This is a genomic window from Paenibacillus allorhizoplanae (genome assembly GCF_927798215.1).
GTDB lineage: Bacteria > Bacillota > Bacilli > Paenibacillales > NBRC-103111 > Paenibacillus_E > Paenibacillus_E allorhizoplanae.
Map to the genome: position 1 here is coordinate 191,169 of NZ_CAKMMW010000012.1, position 18,517 is coordinate 209,685.

Annotated in this window: 16 protein-coding genes; 11 read left to right on the plus strand and 5 right to left on the minus strand. The window is 45.2% G+C overall.

The window, feature by feature from the left end:
• Positions 1-25: 25 nt before the first annotated feature.
• Genes L6I86_RS20080 through L6I86_RS20100 form a run of 5 tightly spaced genes read right to left on the minus strand, consistent with a single transcriptional unit; the run spans position 26 to position 6,023 of the window.
• Positions 26-1,150, minus strand: a complete 1,125-nt coding sequence (locus L6I86_RS20080) for a Ger(x)C family spore germination protein (RefSeq protein WP_236289960.1) — start codon at positions 1,148-1,150, stop codon at positions 26-28.
• On the minus strand, positions 1,147-2,247 hold the full coding sequence (locus tag L6I86_RS20085; RefSeq protein ID WP_236289962.1) for a GerAB/ArcD/ProY family transporter: 1,101 nt from the start codon (positions 2,245-2,247) through the stop codon (positions 1,147-1,149). The genes L6I86_RS20080 and L6I86_RS20085 overlap by 4 nt, the downstream gene beginning before the upstream one ends.
• A 22-nt stretch (positions 2,248-2,269) precedes the next feature.
• The gene (locus tag L6I86_RS20090; protein ID WP_236289964.1) at positions 2,270-3,391 is read right to left on the minus strand and encodes a Ger(x)C family spore germination protein; all 1,122 of its coding nucleotides are present in this window, start codon (positions 3,389-3,391) and stop codon (positions 2,270-2,272) included.
• On the minus strand, positions 3,388-4,488 hold the full coding sequence (locus L6I86_RS20095; protein WP_236289966.1) for a GerAB/ArcD/ProY family transporter: 1,101 nt from the start codon (positions 4,486-4,488) through the stop codon (positions 3,388-3,390). Before L6I86_RS20095 ends, L6I86_RS20090 begins: the two co-directional genes overlap by 4 nt.
• Complete coding sequence (locus tag L6I86_RS20100; protein WP_236289967.1) at positions 4,485-6,023, minus strand: spore germination protein; 1,539 nt, start codon at positions 6,021-6,023, stop codon at positions 4,485-4,487. Before L6I86_RS20100 ends, L6I86_RS20095 begins: the two co-directional genes overlap by 4 nt.
• Before the next feature lie 221 nt (positions 6,024-6,244).
• Between L6I86_RS20100 and rarD the strand changes: the two genes are divergently transcribed.
• The 11 genes from rarD (at position 6,245) to nagZ (ending at position 18,304) form a co-directional block, all read left to right on the plus strand.
• Positions 6,245-7,129 carry an EamA family transporter RarD gene (gene rarD / locus L6I86_RS20105; protein WP_236289969.1) on the plus strand — a complete coding sequence of 295 codons (885 nt, stop codon included), beginning with the start codon at positions 6,245-6,247 and terminating at the stop codon, positions 7,127-7,129.
• 296 nt (positions 7,130-7,425) lie between these two features.
• Entirely contained in the window at positions 7,426-8,292 is an 867-nt protein-coding gene (locus L6I86_RS20110) for a MurR/RpiR family transcriptional regulator (RefSeq protein WP_056617789.1), read from the plus strand.
• Positions 8,293-8,470: 178 nt separating this feature from the next.
• Complete coding sequence (murQ, locus tag L6I86_RS20115) at positions 8,471-9,385, plus strand: N-acetylmuramic acid 6-phosphate etherase (RefSeq protein ID WP_236289972.1); 915 nt, start codon at positions 8,471-8,473, stop codon at positions 9,383-9,385.
• Between the two features lie 70 nt (positions 9,386-9,455).
• A complete protein-coding gene (locus L6I86_RS20120) occupies positions 9,456-10,892 on the plus strand; it encodes an ABC transporter substrate-binding protein (RefSeq protein WP_236289974.1) in 1,437 nt (478 codons plus the stop codon).
• 89 nt (positions 10,893-10,981) lie between these two features.
• Positions 10,982-11,881: a carbohydrate ABC transporter permease gene (locus tag L6I86_RS20125; protein WP_056617797.1), complete on the plus strand. Its 900-nt coding sequence runs from the start codon at positions 10,982-10,984 to the stop codon at positions 11,879-11,881.
• A 17-nt stretch (positions 11,882-11,898) separates the two neighbouring features.
• A complete protein-coding gene (locus L6I86_RS20130) occupies positions 11,899-12,759 on the plus strand; it encodes a carbohydrate ABC transporter permease (RefSeq protein WP_056617800.1) in 861 nt (286 codons plus the stop codon).
• Between the two features lie 28 nt (positions 12,760-12,787).
• Positions 12,788-13,756, plus strand: a complete 969-nt coding sequence (locus L6I86_RS20135) for a GNAT family N-acetyltransferase (protein ID WP_236289976.1) — start codon at positions 12,788-12,790, stop codon at positions 13,754-13,756.
• Positions 13,756-14,460 (plus strand): PIG-L deacetylase family protein, encoded by a 705-nt coding sequence (locus L6I86_RS20140; RefSeq protein WP_236289977.1) that lies wholly within the window; start codon positions 13,756-13,758, stop codon positions 14,458-14,460. The genes L6I86_RS20135 and L6I86_RS20140 overlap by 1 nt, the downstream gene beginning before the upstream one ends.
• A gap of 105 nt (positions 14,461-14,565) precedes the next feature.
• Positions 14,566-15,705, plus strand: coding sequence for an exo-beta-N-acetylmuramidase NamZ family protein (locus L6I86_RS20145; RefSeq protein WP_236289979.1), 1,140 nt, complete (start codon positions 14,566-14,568; stop codon positions 15,703-15,705).
• A 35-nt stretch (positions 15,706-15,740) separates the two neighbouring features.
• Entirely contained in the window at positions 15,741-16,655 is a 915-nt protein-coding gene (locus L6I86_RS20150; protein WP_236289981.1) for an N-acetylglucosamine kinase, read from the plus strand.
• A 26-nt stretch (positions 16,656-16,681) separates the two neighbouring features.
• Positions 16,682-18,304: a beta-N-acetylhexosaminidase gene (gene nagZ / locus L6I86_RS20155; protein WP_236289982.1), complete on the plus strand. Its 1,623-nt coding sequence runs from the start codon at positions 16,682-16,684 to the stop codon at positions 18,302-18,304.
• Positions 18,305-18,517: the final 213 nt, after the last annotated feature.

Sequence of the window (18,517 nt, forward strand, 5' to 3'; positions counted from 1 at the left end):
ACCATATGTCCCGCTCTAGGACCAGTTACTTCATGGGTCCCATACTTCCTAATATAACCTTAACGGAAACATGAATATCTGCCTCTGACAGTGCTTCTCCCCAATGATCCTCCACTTTCTTGTATTGCCTATATTCATGGGCCCGCGCGTAGAGACCAAGCCCGATCGGATCAATTTGATGCTTTTGAAAGTTCTTGATGAGGATTTCGAATTGCTTTTGCACATGTTCAGAAATCATTTTCTCTAGCTCTTTTCCATTTTTTCGCACATCAAAAGGGAATAAACGTTCAGTAAGAACGGCTGTCATTTTAATGTTGATATCGAACCGAAACTTGTTCTGATTGTACGAGGTTTTTATTTTCGGTTTTATTCCTTGAACCGATATACTTAAATGGTCTGTATGCAATGGACCGCTCTTCTTTTGACTAGGAATTGGAAGTGTTATGTTTACAGGCTTCTTGGCGTTTTTATTCAGTATTTGAAGTAAAACGGTTTCCTCTGCGCTCAGAGAAGCCGCATATTTCCCTTTATGATCTAGCAATGTTACGCCTGCCAGCATGATCTGTTTGGCCTTGTCCAACTGGATTTCGGAGATAGAGGGTGTCACCCCCTTCTCATACATTTGCCAATGCAGCTTCTGCAGCGTTGTTTTTGCCGTTTCTGATCTAGTACTTTTCGTATCGACCATCCCCCGCAACAATAAAGGTAACATCGGTTGATCTTTCGGTTGTAGGTAGATAATGTCGGAGATAGATCCATCGAAAGCGATGACTCTTGATGTTAATGGATTTTTCATATCACGAAAGAAAGGGTCCAGTATCAGGAACCAGTCTTCATGTTCAAGTATGCGTTTCCCGATAAGCATGACCTGAACCTTTTTCCCTGTAACAACACCTGGTGCAAATTGATCTTGCTGCTCTCTCGCTTGACGAATAGTTTGCGACTTCGTTTCGATTTCTAGTGTTGTCTTCTTTATATCTCTACCGTACGAAGGGCTGTTCGAATATACAAGCAAGTTGTTTTCATTGTCGAGATCCAGACCAATAGCGAGGTTGTTTGTGGAGTCTTCCAAATCCAACCGGTCACTGCAACCCGGTACGATAGCCATCATCAAAATGATGAAAAAAAAAGATATTGGCCGCATGTTCATAAGTGCTTCCTCCACCCCAAACGATCATGTATCCATACATATAGGAGTAAACAAGCAGGAACCATATACTCGACAACAAGGCCGATCTGACCAAGCAAAGTATTCATTTGTTCGCTCTGAAAAAAATTAGGCATGAAGAAATACGTGCCCACAGCGATGAATAGCCAAAGCAGACGCAAATGATTGCGGTGGTCCTGCTTTCCGATTAGCCAAGTTGTGCAAAAAACACTCATGTACATCGTCGGTATCCATGATAATGAAAAGATAAGTAAATAGAACGAAATAAATAACACTTCGATCCGGGCTATAAACTTAAACTCAATCGTTTTCAATACATTGATCGTCGGTTCGTTGTACTCCATAATTTCATCTGGACTAAAATACACGAAACAGATAACGGTAATGAACAAAAACATGAGCATTGTCAGTATATACGAGATAATGATTCCAGCTGCGGCCTTGCGCTTGTTTTTAAGAAACGGATATAGAATAAACGTGGTTGAAAAACCTATATGATAATAGAAAGTGCTAGGTACCGCTGAGAATACAGGCTTCCATCCTTCCTTAAGCACAGGCAGCAGACGGAGCCAATGAGCGTCCTTTAGCGGAATCAAATAAACGAGGGGGATCCATAAAGAAAGGAGCATGATCACTTCCACATATCTGCCCAAAATGCGGGGGCCGTTCCGCACAATGACATAAGTGGGAATGAGCAGCAGAAGCATAATGATATACGCTGGAGTTTGCGGCAAAAGATATTGTTTTGTAATCAATATTGTATAGATAAGACCGGTGTATCCGTAGTAAAAAAGATATAGAGCAAATAGGACGGCTGCCACTTTGCCTGCCCATTTGCCCAAATACGCTGTCAATAGATCTAACAAGGTGCCATCTGGGTACTTCTTCATCACCTGTATGACGATCAAACTCGCTGCTGATGAGATCAACCAAACGATGATGAGAGCGATCCAGCCTGACGTACCTGCCTGTTCGGCTAATACTCGCGGCAGCGACAAAAAACCGATGCTCACGACCATACCAAAGTTGAGAAAGATATACTGCATGAAGGTGATTTCATTCAATGCATATTTTTTCATTTGCTGTCCTCCCTTAGAGCTTTTATTTCACTGTTCCCATAGCGCCTAGGATTGTTTTCACGGAAACATGAATGTCGGCTTTAGCCAGCGTTTCACCCCAATGATCTTCCACATTCTTGAAATGGTTATATTCGTGCGCCCGTGCGTGGAACCCAAGCCCAATCGGATCGATTTTATCCGCTTGTATTTTCTTGATGAGGCTTTCGAACTGCTTTTGCATTTGATCGGTTATCTTGTTTTCCAACTCTTTTCCATGACTTCGCACATCATACGGGAACATAAGCTCCGTTAATCCAACACGCATGGTAATGTGCATATCGAACTGAAAGTTGCCCCCCAGGTAGGAGGTCTTGATTTTTACCTTTATCTTATCAGCGTTTAAACTTAATTTGTCTGTATGAAACGGTCCAATCTTCATTTCGCCGGGAATAGGGATTGTTAAGCTGACAGTCTTTTTCGTACTATTTTGCAATATTCGCAATAGAATACTTTCCTCTATGCTCAAAGAATCAGCAAAATTCCCTTTATGATCTAGCAGTGCTATGCCTGTCATCGCAATCTGTTTATCTTTCACTTGAACTTCAGAGATGAAGGGAGTGCAACCCTTTTCACGTATTTGCTCGTGAAGTCCTTGTAAAGTCGTATTTACTGTTTCCGATCTGGCGTCCTTCGTATCGATCATTTCCCGAAGCAATAGCGGCAGCATCGGCTGATCTTTCGAATTGAGGTAGATGATTTCAGAGAGAGGTCCATCGAAAGCAATGATCCTTGGAGTTAACGCATTCCTCGGATCGCGAAACCAGACATCCGTTAATTGGAACCAATTTTCTTGCTGCAGGATTCGCTTAGAAATCAGTATGACTTGAATACTTCTGCCTTGGAAAACACCCTGTGTATAACTGTCCTGTTTTTCTCTTGACTGACGATTCGTCTGTGGTTTCACCCTAAGTTCACGCGTTTTTTTCTCGACATCTTTACTGAAAACAGGAGAAGTACTATATACAATGAACTCGTTTTCTTTATCGAGATCAAAACCTACTAATAGGGCAAATGAGGCATCTTCCATATCTAACCTGTCGCTGCAGCTTGAAATGATGACGACAACCATCGCAATGAGAATAACCTGAAGGAGCCGTTTATTCATAAGTTCTTCCTCCACTGAAAACGATCATGCATCCATAAATAGATGAGTAGGCAACCGGGAAAAACGTATTCGATTCCAAAACCAACCCGAATAAGGAAATCATTCATGCGATCGCTCTGATTAAATGTTGGGATGAAGAAAAACGTACCTACAGCAGTGAATAACCACAATAGCCGCAAATGATTGCGATGATCCTGCTGTCCGAGCAACCAGCTTGTGCAAAAAACGCCCATGTAGATAGCAGGTATCCATGCTAATGAAAAAATAAGTAAAAAAAATGCGATAAACAGCACTCCTATCCGTTCTACAAACTTAAACTCGATAGATTCTAAGATACTAACCATGGGTTCATTGTACTTCTGAATTTCATCCGGGCTGTAATAGACAAAACAGATAACCGTAATGAACACATACCCAAACATCGTCAGTGTATTGGAGATCATAATAGCGCTAGAAGCCTTTTTTTTGTTCTTCAAAAACGGGTACAAAATAAACGTAGTAGCAAATCCGATATAAGAAAAGAACGTTGTTGGTACTGCTGAAAATACGGGCATCCATCCTTCCTTTAATATAGGAAACATATTGAGCCAGTTGACGTCCCTGAGCAGAAGTAAATATACAAATGGTATCCACCAGGAGATCATAAAAACAATTTCCGCATATCTTCCCAAGACGCGAAGTCCATTACGTGCAATCACATACGTGGGAATGAGCAATAGCAGCATGACGATAAATGCCGAAGTTTGCGGCAAAAGCCATGCCTTCGTAAGCAATACCGCCTGAACGAGCCCCGTGTAAGCGTAATAAAATAGATAAAGAGCAAAAAAGATCGCAGCCGCCTTACCTGTCCATTTGCCCACATATCGTGTTAGTAGATCAAACAATGTTCCTTCGGGGTACCTTTTCATCACCTGAATAACAATCAAGCTTGCTGCTACCGTAACAGCCCAGCCGATGATGAGTGCGATCCAGCCATCCGTGCCTGCCTTTTCAGCTAATTTGCGCGGCATCGACAAAAAGAAAACACTGATTTGAATGCCGCTATTCAGACAAATATATTGCGTAGAGGTGATCTCGTTGAGTGCATATTTCTTCATTTCCCATCACCTTTTGGACGATTTGATCCTTGCTTCTGTGATTGAGTCGCTCTTGTGCCTAAAGGTCGCTTGACCATTGACCACAGCGGTAAACGGACGAACGTATCTTTCCAATCAGCAAATCGTACCGGTGCGAAAGGGGTACCGTACGGTGTTCCGAGCGATTCGAGCGCAATCAGGTGACCGATTATGGTCATCGATGCAATAATGACGCCAACAAAGCCGAACATGGAGGCAGCTATCATCATAACGAAGCGGATAAGCCGGACAGCTGCGACCATATCATAATTAGGAAGGATGAACGATGCAATAGCCGTAAAGGCAACGACAATTACCATGATGTTGCTGATGAGTCCTGCTTGAACGATTGCTTGTCCAATAACAATGCCGCCGACTATACCAACGGTTTGCCCAACGGGAGCAGGGAGACGAACTCCAGCCTCCCGCATCATTTCTAGCGTTACCTCCATGATGATCGCTTCCACAAATGGCGGGAATGGTACTCGACCTCTGAACTCGCCAATTGTGAGCAGTAATTTAACGGGGATGATCTCGAAGTTATAAGAAATGACGGCAATGTAGAACGCCGGCAAAAAGATTGCGATGATAAATGCGAACATCCGCAGCAATCGTATAAAAGTAGAGATCGACCAGCGTGTGCTATAGTCGTCGATGTTTTGAAAAAACGACATAAATGCTACCGGTGCTATCAAAACGCTTGGTGAACAGTCTACGACAACAGCGAATCTTCCTTGCAATATTTGTGAAGCCGCAGCATCTGGTCTTTCCGTTGTAATAAATTGAGGGAATGGCGAATACGGATTGTCCTCGATAAACTCGGCTAACTCGCCTGTGTTAAGGATGACATCGACATCAACTTGCTGAATTCGGTCTTCCAGTTCTTTCAGCACCTCAGGATTAGCGACATCAGCTAAATATAAAATAGAAACTAAGGTGTTTCCTCTTCGCCCAACTACCAGTTCTTTAATTTTCAATTCACGGTTTTGAATATAGCGACGGATTAAGGCAATATTCTGACTGCCTGTTTCAACAAAGCCTTGATGGGCTCCTTTTAAAGAAACCTCGATCTGTGAGTCTTCAATCGCCCGCTGCGGCCAGCCTTGCGTTCCTAAGGCGGAGGCGTGATTTCGTCCATTAACAAAGAGGACACTATTGCCTTGCAATATAGCATTCTCAACATGGGACCAAGTAAACAAGCTTTGAATTTGGCCTACATGTACCGTAATATCATCAACCGCAATACCGTTTCCTGTTTCAGATTGCAGTGGGCGGAGCACATTATTATTAATTGCGTTTTTATCTACCAGTCCATTTAAGTAGACTAGCGCTGCTTGGTCCCCAGACTTCTTAATGATAAAATGCCGAACAACCAGGTCGGGGGTTTGACTGAACTGACTTTGTAAAAAGGTTAAGTTATGCACCAAAGACGTACTAATGGTATTGCTAGGCGGCTGATTAACTTGTTCTTGAACCGAACGATACTTCTTCTTTCCGAACCAGTTTGAAAATAGCATCGATCTTCACCACGCTCATCCCATATTCTTTTCTTTTATTATTCAAGATTATGGAAATTTTATTCATGATAATGACCCATGCTCGCTAGTGCTAATATTTTGGATTATATTTTTTTACAAAAGCCCCACTCTACATTACAATGGAGTAATGTTATTAACCGACGGACAAATTTTATGCGGCATAGAATTGTGTTACTTGTACATGAAGTGGGGTTTTTATTATGAAAAAAGGGCTTGGATATGCCATTATTGCTTATATTGCTTGGGGCTTGCTGCCAGTATATTGGAAGCTTTTCGGGTCGTTGATGGCTGGAGAAATATTATCGCATCGCGTGATTTGGTCTTTCGTGTTTATGGCGATTCTGATTTTCGCTGGAAAAGGCAAATGGCAACAGTTTCGCAGCCTGATCACGAATCGCACCACCTTATTATTAGTGGGGGCGAGTAGTTTGTTGATCAGCACCAATTGGTTGATCTTTATTTGGGCCGTTAATAATGGGCATGTGATCGAGACGAGTCTCGGCTATTACATCACGCCACTTTTCAACATTATGCTGGCAGTGTTGTTCCTGCGTGAGAAGCCGACGGGCAGACAATGGCTGGCTGTGGCTTTGGCAGGAATCGGTGTCTTGATTGCCACCATAGACTACGGCAGATTTCCGTGGGTATCCCTCACATTAGCAGGTACCTTTGGCTTATATAGCCTGGTGAAAAAAAGAGTCACCTACGATGCCGCAACAGGACTCGCGGGAGAAACAGCGTTCGTTTTCCCGATCGCTCTTGCCTACATCATCTACCTATTTGCTGCGCATCAGGATGCTGCTTGGACACTGCCGCCGCTCACGTTGATCATGTTGTTCCTAGCAGGTGCTGCTACCGCGCTGCCTTTGCTATGGTTTGCCAAAGCCGCGTCACAACTGCCGCTATCTATGCTAGGCTTTATTCAGTATATTGGACCGTCAATTACACTTCTACTCAGCGTATTTGTGTTTAAAGAGAAATTTTCACCTATGCTTTTGATTAGCTTTGCTTTTATCTGGAGTGCACTTATCGTTTATGCCTTTGCATCGATCCGCGTAGCGCGAACGGCAGCAGTTACGGATTAAGTTAGTAAATGTAGAAGTAGATGTAGAAGTAGTAAAATTTCCAGCTAGCCTATAGCACAATGAACCCCGCTCGAGTGCGATTCTCGAACGGGGTTTTTCCCTTTATGCGTCGCGGGATTCATAGGCTCAGATGTCGGCATAATATTTCATTTTAGTGCAATGAAATTGAAATAAAATTTCCTTAATAGTATTAAATTTTACAGATGATTTACAGAAGGATCTTGTGTTTTCGCCTAATTATCCGTATGATTGAGGTGATTTCAGCACGGATAATCTATAGTGAGTAGGGAAACTATATGTCAATAAATGATAATATTTTGATCAAAATTCGCGATATGAAAGACAGTCTAACTCCCGTGGAGAAATTAGTGGCTGAGTATATATTAGACAATGTGGACGAGATTCCACATCTCTCGATTAAAAGTCTCGCTCAATCAACGAAAACAAGTGATGCTTCTGTATTGCGCTTCTGCAAAACGATGGGATATAAGGGTTATCGTAACTTTATCGTAAGCATTTCAGCTTCGCTGGGATCGATGGATGAGGAGCAGAAAGACCAATATACGGATATTCAACCGGGTGATGATCTCTCTACGATTATCTCTAACATTTCGCACAATAATAGTAAATCGATTGAAGACACGCTCAGCGTCATTGATCGAAACGAAATTGCCCGCGCAGTCAAAGTGTTAGTGGCTTGCAATCGCATTGTTTTCTTCGGGATCGGTGCATCTGGTCTAGTTGGGATGGATGCTGAGCAGAAATTCTCACGCATCAACAAGATGTGCCACACCTACACGGATGGCCATAGTCAACTAACGGCAGCCACGTTGCTTGGGAAAGGTGATGTCGCGATCTTCATTTCCAATTCGGGCAGCACGATTGAAATTCTAGATACGCTTGAAATCGCCAAGAAGAATGGCGCCACGATTATTGCCATTACCAAGTATAATAAAAGCTCCCTAGCAGATAATGCGAATATCGTACTCAGCATTTCGACACCGGAAATCACGATTCGAAGCGGAGCTATGGGTTCGCGCATAGCGATGTTGACCGTGATTGACATTCTTTTTGCAGGGGTAGCGAGCAGCGAATATAAGCATGTGAAGAAGTATTTGGCCAAAACACACGACATTATTGCTAGCAGCAAGCATAGGAAATAAGCGAATCGAACACACTAACGATGTCCTTCCAGGCGTCGTTTTTTTGTCGAAATTTAAGAAATAAAAAATCAATATTTTATTTTACGATAAAATAAAATTTCAAAAAGTATTGACCAAGTTAAAATTTTTCGTTAGTATTAGACCAGTAAAGAGTACAGCAGGCAGGAGGACAGCAGCTATGGATGAGTATCTATCGGGTTTAACTACGGAAGAGATTAATGAGAAGACACAGACAATTGACGAATGTTCAACAGAGCAAATGCTTCAGATGATGAATGAACAGGATGCATTGGTTCCAGCAGCAGTCGGAGCCGAGATACCGCAGATCATGAAAGCGGTTGATATCTTGCATCAAGTTCTCAGAAACGGTGGCAGGATGCTCTACGTAGGAGCTGGTTCTTCTGGCAGACTCGGTGTGCTTGATGCATCTGAATGTCCTCCAACCTTTGGTATTGATCCAATGTTGGTGCAAGGTCATATCGCCGGTGGCGATGGAGCACTACGAACAGCAGTGGAAGGTTTTGAAGACAACGCTGAGGAGGGGGTCGCCCTCATTGAACGATGCGGAGTAACAGCTAAGGATGCGGTAATTGGGATCACAGCCAGCGGAAGTGCACAATTCGTTATCGCTTGCTTGAAGAAAGCGAAAGAAATTGGTGCCGCCACAATTGGTGTCGTGAATAACAAGAATTCCAAATTGGTAGCTGTGACAGATGTATGCATCGCGCCAGTGGTTGGGCCGGAAGTAATTATGGGATCTACTCGTCTGAAGGCGGGTACAGCACAGAAGCTGGTGCTTAACATGCTGACAACTGGAACAATGGTTAAGCTTGGAAAGACATATAACAATCTCATGGTTGACATGAAGGCTAGTAATATCAAGTTGTACGATCGTTCTATTCGCATCATTCGGATTGCGACTGGGGTGGATGAATCCACAGCGATTGCTCATCTTGAGAAAGCGTCCATGAACTGTAAACTTGCCATTATGATGATTAAAACTGGCATGGAAGTGAAGGAAGCGATCGATGCGTTAGAACAGTGTGAGGGTAGTTTGAAGAGAGCCATACGTACCTTTGTCAAAGTGGTTTGATCATTTTAAAACAAAAAAGGAGAGACTTGAGCTACAATCAAGGATCCCTAACCTAGGAGGTTTGTTTTTCATGAAAAGAAAAATGCCCATATTAGCTTCTGTCGTAGCTTTAACAATGGCTCTAACAGCCTGTGGCAGTAATTCTGGTACGAAAGAAACGACTACACCAGCAGGTTCAACAGCTCCTGCAGCTACGGCCAGCACTGCGAAAGACACGATCACAGCCTTGCTTCCTCCGGTTTCACCGAACTATCAGAAGAATTTCGAGCAAATTTCCAAAGATTTCACGGCGCTTTATCCGAATCTTACATTGAAAATCGAACCAGCTAGCTGGGAAGATGTGAAACAAAAGCTTGATACACAAGTGAACGCAGGAAGCCCGCCGGATATCGCTTTTGGTGGATCTGATGGCATTCCGAAGTACATCGAGCAAGGTTTGTTGATGGATATTACGAGTACAGCAACGCCTGAAATGATTAGTGATTACGATAAAGCTCCACTTGAATATATGAAGAACGGCAAAGGCTTGTACGGCTTCCCAGCTTATATGGAAGTTCATGCACTTGGCGGTAACAAAGAGTACTTAGAGAAAGCCGGCATTGATTGGAAAAAAGTACAGACAAACGGTTGGACGTACGATGAATTCCGTCAAGCCATCAAAAAAGGTGTAGTTACTGAGAATGGTAAAACAAGATATGGCTTCGTATTCGCGGTAAAAGGCGTAGCCGCTGTGGATTACCTAGGGATTATGGCCAAAAATGCAGGCATGCCGCATGCGTTTAATAAAGACTTGAAATATGCGTATACTAGCAAAAACTACTTAGGCTTGTTGAAAGATCTTCGTGCATTGATCGACGATGGTTCCATGCCGAAAGAGCTTAGCTCGGTGGATGCAGGTAAACGTTGGAACATGTTCTTAACGGGGCAAACGATGATCACAGGTAAAGGTCTTGCTACATTCGAGAACTCTGCAAAAACGAATAACGCTAAGATTAAAGCTGCTGACGGTTCCGCGGTAAAAGACAGTATCCCAGTTGACTATATCGTATTGCCAGCGCCAACGTTCCAAGGTGCGAAGCCTTCTGCTGCAACAGTTGTAGATGGTTACATGACGTTCCGTGGTAAAAAAGAACCAACTGCAGAACACAAAGCAAATGTCGTAAAAGCGGCTTACTTCCTAGCTAGCGGTAAGGTTGCAGCAACGACAAACAACGATTTGTTCGCGGCACACATTACGCAAAGCGCTAAAAAAGAAGCAGCTAACATGAAAATTGACAGAAATCCTGACAACGTTGCAGCTGTAGACAATATGCTTAAAAATGCAACACCAGCTCGCTCTGACATTCCATCTGAATTGTCTGCTAAAGCGATTAAGCTAGAAACAGAAGTTATCGTTCCTAAATTCCAAGGTCTAATCGCAGGTGAGGTTACACCTGAAGCGATGTATGAAGCTGTTAAAGCTGCTGCTATTGCTGCCTTCGGTGCTGACGGAATCGTTAAAGACTAAGAATAGGGTATAAACCTCGGATAGTCGGGCAGAACATTGCACGACTATCCGAATCATTTTAAGCAAGTTCGAAAAGAGGGTTGGATTGTATGGCTGTAGCTAAGTCGATAAAACGAAAAGGAATTAAGGGAGATGGCGCCTGGGGATATATCTTTATTGCTGTGTCCTTACTTGTGTTTGCCATGTTCACCGCCTACCCGGTCGTAAGCGCGTTCATCATTAGTTTGCAAAAGTACAAACCATTAGGCTCCACCTATGTCGGCTTTGATAACTATGCAAGCTCATTGAAGGATGGCCTCTTCTGGCAAGCCATGAAGAATACGCTTGTGTATACGGTTTTGACTGTACCGGTTAACCTGTTTCTCTCGATGGCGATTGCAGTCTTGATTCTGCCGCTTAGAAAGAAAACTCAGTCCTTTTTTAAAGGTATTTACTATTTACCTGTTGTAGCTTCAGGCGTTGCATTGTCTGTCGTATGGCTTTGGATTTTCGATCCTTTAGAGGGTGGAATTCTAAATCAACTTATTCATTTCTTTGGTTTTGAGAATCAGAACTGGCTGGGTTCTAGTAAAACAGCTATGTTTTCATTGGTATTCATGTCGTGGATGTCCAGTCATGGTACCAGCATCATTATTTATTTGGCCGGCTTGCTCGGAATTGATGATACGTATTATGAAGCTGCTGAGATCGATGGAGCGAATTTTCTCCAAAAACTTTGGCACATCGTCGTTCCTAGTCTTAAACCAGCAACCTTATTCCTGCTAGTAACTGGTGTGATCGGTTCCTTCCAGGTGTTCCAGAACGCTTACCTGATGACAGGTGGCGGACCTAACAATGCAACGACGATGGTGGGATTACTCATCTTCAACAATGCATTTACGTATTTTGAATTTGGCAAAGCAGCGGCACAATCTCTGATTCTAGCCGTTATCATAGCAGCAGTATCGGTTGTTCAATTTAAATATGCGGGGAAAGACGTCGAGTATTAAGAAGGGGGAGATAACAAATGTCTTTATATAGTAATCATGCAGGCAATCCAAAAGTAAAAACAATGCGTAACTCAATCATTTTTATCGTCCTTCTTCTTTTTGCTCTAGCGACGATTTTTCCGATTTACTTTATGTTCATTTCTGCACTCGGAGATCCTGTAGAAGCTGGTGCGGTTAGTTATTCGATTTTCCCAACCAAAGTTTCCTTTGCTTCCTTTAAGTTCTTCTTTGATTATAGTGAGTACTCCTATCGTTGGTTATTGAATTCACTCATCGTGGCTGCAACGGTAACGGTCTCAAATGTGATTTTTGCAAGTATGGCCGGGTATGCCTTCTCGAAGCTTCGCTTCAAGGGTAGAGGCTTCCTGTTCGGATTGTTACTAATGTCCATGATGATCCCTTATCAAGTTACACAGGTTCCATTGTACATTCTGGTTGTGAATGTATTTAATTTGCAAGATACGTACAGTGCTTTGATTATGCCGGGGCTAGTAACCGTGTATAACATTTTCTTGGCGAAGCAATTCATGAGCAGTATCCCGAACGAGATTATGGAAAGTGCCAAAATAGAAGGATGCAGCCAGTTCCAAATCTATATTCGGATCATTTTGCCACTATCCAAAACGGTTATGGCAGTTATGGCAATTCTGACCTTTATGGATAGCTGGAACACTTTCTTCTGGCCGCTACTTGTTACGAATACGATGGAAATGCAGACGATTCAGGTTGGTCTCAAAAACTTCCGTTTTGCCAACACGACGTATATCGCGCCAATGATGGCTGGGGCAACAATCTCAGCATTACCTATGTTTGTTCTATTCTTTAGCCTACAGAAGTACTTCTTGGAAGGCGTAACTGTAGGTGCAGTGAAGGGCTAATCTCGGGTTAAAAGGAGGCAGCTGCATCATGCTAGTAACTTGGGATGCTTCCTATCGGAGTGACGTCATCGCGTTATGGAATGAAGCCGCGGTGAAGGATGGCTATAAGGAGCTTACTGAACAAAGCTTTGATGGGATTTTTGCGGGAAATCGTTACTTTGATAAAGACGGCACGTTTCTTCTACTAGCCAATGATAAGGTCATCGGTTTTGCCTGTGGATGTACAGGAGATGATCTTCCGCTTGGCGATGTGGCCGGATATATCACATGTATCGTGTTAGCGAGCGGTTTTGACACCGATGATAACTATTTAATGCTATTAACTGCTTTGGAAGACCGCTTTAAACAGTTGGGTAAAAAGCAAGCCGATATCCTTTTTTTTAATCCGATGTTATTGCCATGGTACATCCCGGATACACCTCAGCATGAGCATAATAATGCCCCGGGTGTACCGGTAGATAGTAAGTTATATACGTTTTTGCTAGGTGTAGGCTATTTCGAACGTGCGAAGCAATGCGCCATGTATCTCCATTTGTCAGCGTTTGCGATGCCAGAGGAATATAGCGTGAAAGAAGCCAAAGCGAGCGCCCAAGGGTATACGATCGACATGTTTGACCCGGGTAAGCACACTGGTGTGGAAGACATGCTTGAGGGCTTTGGGAATCCATTATGGCAAAAGGAGATCGGCGCATCTACGGCAAATGGCGTGCCAGTTGTCATCGCTGCTTACCAGGGCAAGACCATTGGCTTTGCAGGACCCGTCATTCGTCAAGCGAATGGCCGAGGTTATTTTGCCGGTATCGGCGTGCTTCCTGAGCACGAGGGTCATGGTTTAGGCAGTCTTTTATTTTACAAGCTATGTGAAGCGTTTCAGGAAATAGGGACCGAATACATGTCGTTATTTACAGGTATGTCGAATCCAGCTATCCGGATTTATGAACGAGCAGGTTTTCAAACTGTGAAACTATTTGCTGTCATGAGAAGGGAGTTTGCATAATGAGCGAGCCAAAAATGACCATTCTAGCTATCGGAGGTCACGTCGGAGATGCGGAATTAACGGCAGGCGGTGTATTAGCCCACCACTCTCTGAAGGGTGATCGAATTGTTACTTTAGCGTTAACTGCTGGGGAACGTGGCGTTCCTGCTGGACAAGACATGAAGGAATATCGTGCACAAAAAGTGAATGAGGCTAAAACCTTTGCCGAGATGTTAGGCGGGGATTCCATCGTTTTTGACATTCCGGACGGTGAACTGCAAGATAATGAAGAAATGCGCTATCGCGTATGCGATGTGATTCGCGATGTGCGTCCGAACGTGATCATAACTCACTTTAAAAACAGCATGCATAAGGATCATATGACGACTCACCGTATTGTGAATGATGCGCGCTTTTTCGCCGGGTTAGCCTCGTTTGAGAGAGAGAAGCCAGCCCACTTTGCAGCTAAATTGTATTACGCAGAAAACTGGGAGGATGCCGTTGATTACGTTCCTTACGTCTATGTCGATTTCCCGAAAGAGGCGTTTGATCTCTGGGTGAAGGCAGTTTCGACGCATTGGTTCGTAACAGGCAGTAAATCGTTCCAATACTTGGAATACTACAAGCATTTGATGCGTGTACGCGGTCTTGAAGCGAGAAAAGAATATGCGCAGACGTTCATGGTTCCTGAAGAAACAATGCGGATTCGTCAATCGGAATTATAAAATTAACATCCTAAAAACTAAATCATAAAAAATACCAAATGACTGTAACGAGGCTTAAGCTTGTTGCAGTCATTTTAAAATCAAGGCAAGGTTGGGGAGGCAGCGATGATCTTAAATGGTATCGATTGTATAGAACGGTATGATCACTTGTTCAAAGGTAAACGTGTAGGGCTGATTACAGCACCTACGGGATTAAACAAGGATTTTGTATCGACCATACAAATCTTTCATGAGAAGTTCAACCTGGTGGCTTTGTTTTCGCCAGAGCACGGCGTTCGTGGGGATCTAGCAGCAGGTGCGCTGGTCGACACGTATGTGGATCCATTGACGGAAGTTCCCGTCTATAGTTTGTATCGGAAAGATTCCAAACGTCTGACGCAGGAGATGTTGGATGAGGTCGATATCATCGTCTACGATATTCAAGACGTAGGTACCCGTTACTATACTTTCCTGTATACGATGCTTTATGCGTTGGAAGATTGTGCGTTGGCAGGCAAAGAGTTTGTCGTTCTGGACCGCATTAATCCGCTGGATGGGGTAACGGTAGAAGGCAATGTGCTCAAAAGCGGCTTCGAATCCTTTGTCGGCAACTATCCGCTCAGTGTACGTTACGGATTGACGCCAGGAGAGGTCGCTATGATGGCGAACGATGAAAAGGGGTGGCATGGCAAGCTGCATGTAGTACGCTGCGAAGGTTGGGAGCGAAACATGCTGTTCTCGGACACAGGTCGTCCTTGGGTTATGCCTTCCATTGGCATTCCTCGATTTGAGACAGCGGTGCTGTATCCTGGTACTTGTATTATAGAAGGAACTAACCTGTCGGAAGGCAGAGGAACGACAGTCCCGTTTGAGGTTATCGGTGCTCCGTTCATTGATGCTCAGAAGTTAGCGGATGAAATGAATGGGAAAAAGCTGCCAGGCGTCGTGTTCCGTCCTGTCTATTTTAAACCGACTTTTTCTAAATTTCAGGGAGAACAGTGCGCAGGTGTGCAAATTCATGTCCTCGACAATCGTGCGGTTCGCCCCATTGATATAAGTGTTACGTTGATGTACACGATTCAGAACAATTATGAGCAATTTTCATTTTTACCACCATTTAAAGAGGGTTCACGACCATTTATTGATTTGCTTGGCGGCGGCAGCCACTATCGTGAGTCTGGGGTTGACGTTCCGGCTATGCTGGAACAATTCCGTGAAGAAAGCCGGGAATTTGCTCGCAGAAAGCAGCCCTATCATCTCTATTAGAGAGCATTAGAGGCATTAGGAGGTGACGATCATATATGAAGAGATATGTAGCGGGACTAGATGGGGGAGGTACGAAAACCGCAGTAACCATCGTGGATGAGAGCGGTCTCGAGGTTCACACGTTTACATCGGGGGCTATTAACTATAATGGCCAGGATGAGGCGAGTGTTCAAGCTAGTCTAGCGGAGATTTTTCGGACAATTGATCGCGTATGCGATGGGCTTGGGCATTGCGCACAAGTGTGCATCGGGGCGGCTGGCGTGAGCAATCCAACGGTCACGACCCGATTGGAATCCAGTGTTCGGGCGTGTGGATATAAGGGGCCACTGTTCATTACCGGCGATCAAGATACTGCACTAAGCGGCGCACATAACAGGGAACTGGGGATCATTCTAATTGCAGGGACAGGTTCGATTTGTTATGGCAAAAATGAAGCTGGTGACACTCATCGAGCTGGTGGCTATGGCTACCTCATTGATGATGAGGGCAGTGGCTACAGCATAGGAAGAGATCTGCTTTCTGTCGTAGTACGGGCTCATGATGGACGTTTGCCTGCGACGGTCATTACAGGAATGGTGTTTGAGCAATTAGGCATGACATCGATTCAGCAGATCATCGGGTTTGTCTACGACAAACAGACCAATAAGAAGGATATCGCTGCGCTAGCACCTATTTTATCCCAAGCATGCGAGCTTGGGGATGAAGCGGCATTGGCTATCGCCGACAAAAGTGCTCGTTCGTTGCTAGAACTGGTTGTACCTGTTACGGAAAAGCTTTCGATGCAAGAAGGTGTTCTTGCGATGGCAGGGAGTGCGCTGCTTAAGAATAGCTTCATTCAAACAGCTTTTATTAATGGGCTTAAAGAACGTTATCCAGCTATGACCTGTATAACACCAAAGAGAGATGCCGCTAGCGGTGCTGCGCTCATGGCGCTGAACCGTTTGCAGTGATTAAGTGACAAGGGATGGTAATAAAGATGAGAGAAATTCATGAGATGTCGCTGCAGGAGAAAATCGGACAGATGATTCTTTGCGGATTTGAAGGCACGGAACCGTCAGAATCGCTGGAAACGCTAATCGCGGAACAGCGCATCGGCGGTGTTATTTATTTTGCCCGTAATGTACAGAATACCAAGCAAATTGCTGCGTTATCCGGCCGTTTGCAGGAAATAGCGGAGCGTAACGGCACATTGCCGCTCTGGATTTCCATCGATCAAGAGGGCGGCATGGTTGCCCGCATTACCGAGGGGGTCGCTCTCATGCCGGGTTCTATGGCGCTAGCCGCCGGAGATGCAGGTCCAGAGGGAGCGTATGAAGCGTCCCTTATTTCGGGTAAAGAGCTGCGCTCGCTCGGTATCAATCTGAACTTCGCACCGGATCTGGATGTGAACAACAACCCGGATAATCCGGTTATTGGCGTGCGCTCATTCGGCGAGTCGCCGGAGAAAGTCGCTCAGTATGGCCGAGAGGCTGTACGGGGCTTCCAAGACGCAAATGTCGTGGCAACCGCTAAGCATTTTCCTGGTCATGGGGACACGAATGTGGACTCGCATCTGGATTTGCCGACGATTACACATGATGAAGAGCGAATTCGCGCAATAGAGCTTGTACCTTTCGTAGAGGCGATTGAGGGTGGAGTCGATGCGATTATGTCCTCGCATATTTATTTTCCAGCATTAGAGTCTAAGAAACTGCCGGTAACACTTTCGAAGACTGTTCTGACCGGATTACTAAGAGAAGAGCTTGGCTATGACGGTGTCATCATGACCGATTGTATGGAGATGCACGCGATCTCTGAGCATTACGGCACGGTTGCCGCTGCCGTCATGGCGGTTGAAGCAGGGGCTGATCTGGTGTTGATCAGCCATCGTCGAGATCTGCAGGTCGGAGCCATTGCGGCGATCGAGCAGGCGGTGCGCGAAGGGCGTATCTCTGAAGCGCATATTGATGCTTCGGTACGGCGCTTGCTGGCGCTGAAAGCGCGGCGCGGGGTTCTAGCTGAGCAGCCTCATGATGAGGCTGCTCTTGAGGTCGGGACCGCGGCGCATTGCGCGGTTGCCGCGCGGCTTAGCGAAGCAAGCATCACGCTCGTCAAGGACGAGCAGGGGTTGCTTCCGCTGCCGCGCGTGCGGACGCTGGCGATCACCGTGGCCGCGGCGGTTTCGTCGGGCGTCGACGAAGCCTATGCGGGCGTCGCAAGCTTGGGGGCTGCGCTGGCCGAGCACGGCTTGGACGTGATCGACCGCGTGCTCCCGCTTGCGGAGGTGAACGATCGCCGCGCCGCGGTGCTTGCGGAAGCGGCAGCCGCGGAGCAGATCGTCATCGGGACGTACAACGCCCGATTCCATCCTGCGCAGGTCGCGCTGGTGCGCGAACTGCAAACGCTCGGCAAGCCGCTGGTCGTTGTCGCGCTGCGCGTGCCGTACGACCTGCTAGAGTTTCCGGGCGTATCCACGTTCGTTGCGGCCTACGAAAGCCGGCCGCTGGCGTTGCATAGTACGGCGCGTGCACTGCTCGGAATGGTGACACCACAAGGTCGTTTGCCAGTGTCGCTTGGCGCTGACTATCCAGCGGGCTGGAGATGGGAGAGGGGTCAGTGACGGAAGGCTGTAAGTCAATTTTTCCTAGAGGCTGCTGCGTTTAGTCCGATTTCTCTGACTTAAATTGAGGATTACGTATGTAGAAAGAGCATTAGTCCGATTTTGCCCAATTATTGCAACTAGAATAAAAAGTGGACACCTCGTTAACAGATTTAAGATAATAGATACAACGAGGAGGTGTTCACAATGGGTGAACAACGGCAAAGGTACAAT

Coding starts and splice junctions, on each gene's coding strand:
- L6I86_RS20120 (WP_236289974.1), top strand. CDS start 9,456: ATGAAAAGAAAAATGCCCATATTAGCTTCTGTCGTAGCTTTAACAATG.
- L6I86_RS20090 (WP_236289964.1), bottom strand. CDS start 3,391: ATGAATAAACGGCTCCTTCAGGTTATTCTCATTGCGATGGTTGTCGTC.
- L6I86_RS20140 (WP_236289977.1), top strand. CDS start 13,756: ATGAGCGAGCCAAAAATGACCATTCTAGCTATCGGAGGTCACGTCGGA.
- L6I86_RS20085 (WP_236289962.1), bottom strand. CDS start 2,247: ATGAAAAAATATGCATTGAATGAAATCACCTTCATGCAGTATATCTTT.
- L6I86_RS20080 (WP_236289960.1), bottom strand. CDS start 1,150: ATGAACATGCGGCCAATATCTTTTTTTTTCATCATTTTGATGATGGCT.
- L6I86_RS20135 (WP_236289976.1), top strand. CDS start 12,788: ATGCTAGTAACTTGGGATGCTTCCTATCGGAGTGACGTCATCGCGTTA.
- L6I86_RS20150 (WP_236289981.1), top strand. CDS start 15,741: ATGAAGAGATATGTAGCGGGACTAGATGGGGGAGGTACGAAAACCGCA.
- L6I86_RS20130 (WP_056617800.1), top strand. CDS start 11,899: ATGTCTTTATATAGTAATCATGCAGGCAATCCAAAAGTAAAAACAATG.
- L6I86_RS20095 (WP_236289966.1), bottom strand. CDS start 4,488: ATGAAGAAATATGCACTCAACGAGATCACCTCTACGCAATATATTTGT.
- L6I86_RS20125 (WP_056617797.1), top strand. CDS start 10,982: ATGGCTGTAGCTAAGTCGATAAAACGAAAAGGAATTAAGGGAGATGGC.
- L6I86_RS20110 (WP_056617789.1), top strand. CDS start 7,426: ATGTCAATAAATGATAATATTTTGATCAAAATTCGCGATATGAAAGAC.
- rarD (WP_236289969.1), top strand. CDS start 6,245: ATGAAAAAAGGGCTTGGATATGCCATTATTGCTTATATTGCTTGGGGC.
- murQ (WP_236289972.1), top strand. CDS start 8,471: ATGGATGAGTATCTATCGGGTTTAACTACGGAAGAGATTAATGAGAAG.
- L6I86_RS20145 (WP_236289979.1), top strand. CDS start 14,566: ATGATCTTAAATGGTATCGATTGTATAGAACGGTATGATCACTTGTTC.
- L6I86_RS20100 (WP_236289967.1), bottom strand. CDS start 6,023: ATGCTATTTTCAAACTGGTTCGGAAAGAAGAAGTATCGTTCGGTTCAA.
- nagZ (WP_236289982.1), top strand. CDS start 16,682: ATGAGAGAAATTCATGAGATGTCGCTGCAGGAGAAAATCGGACAGATG.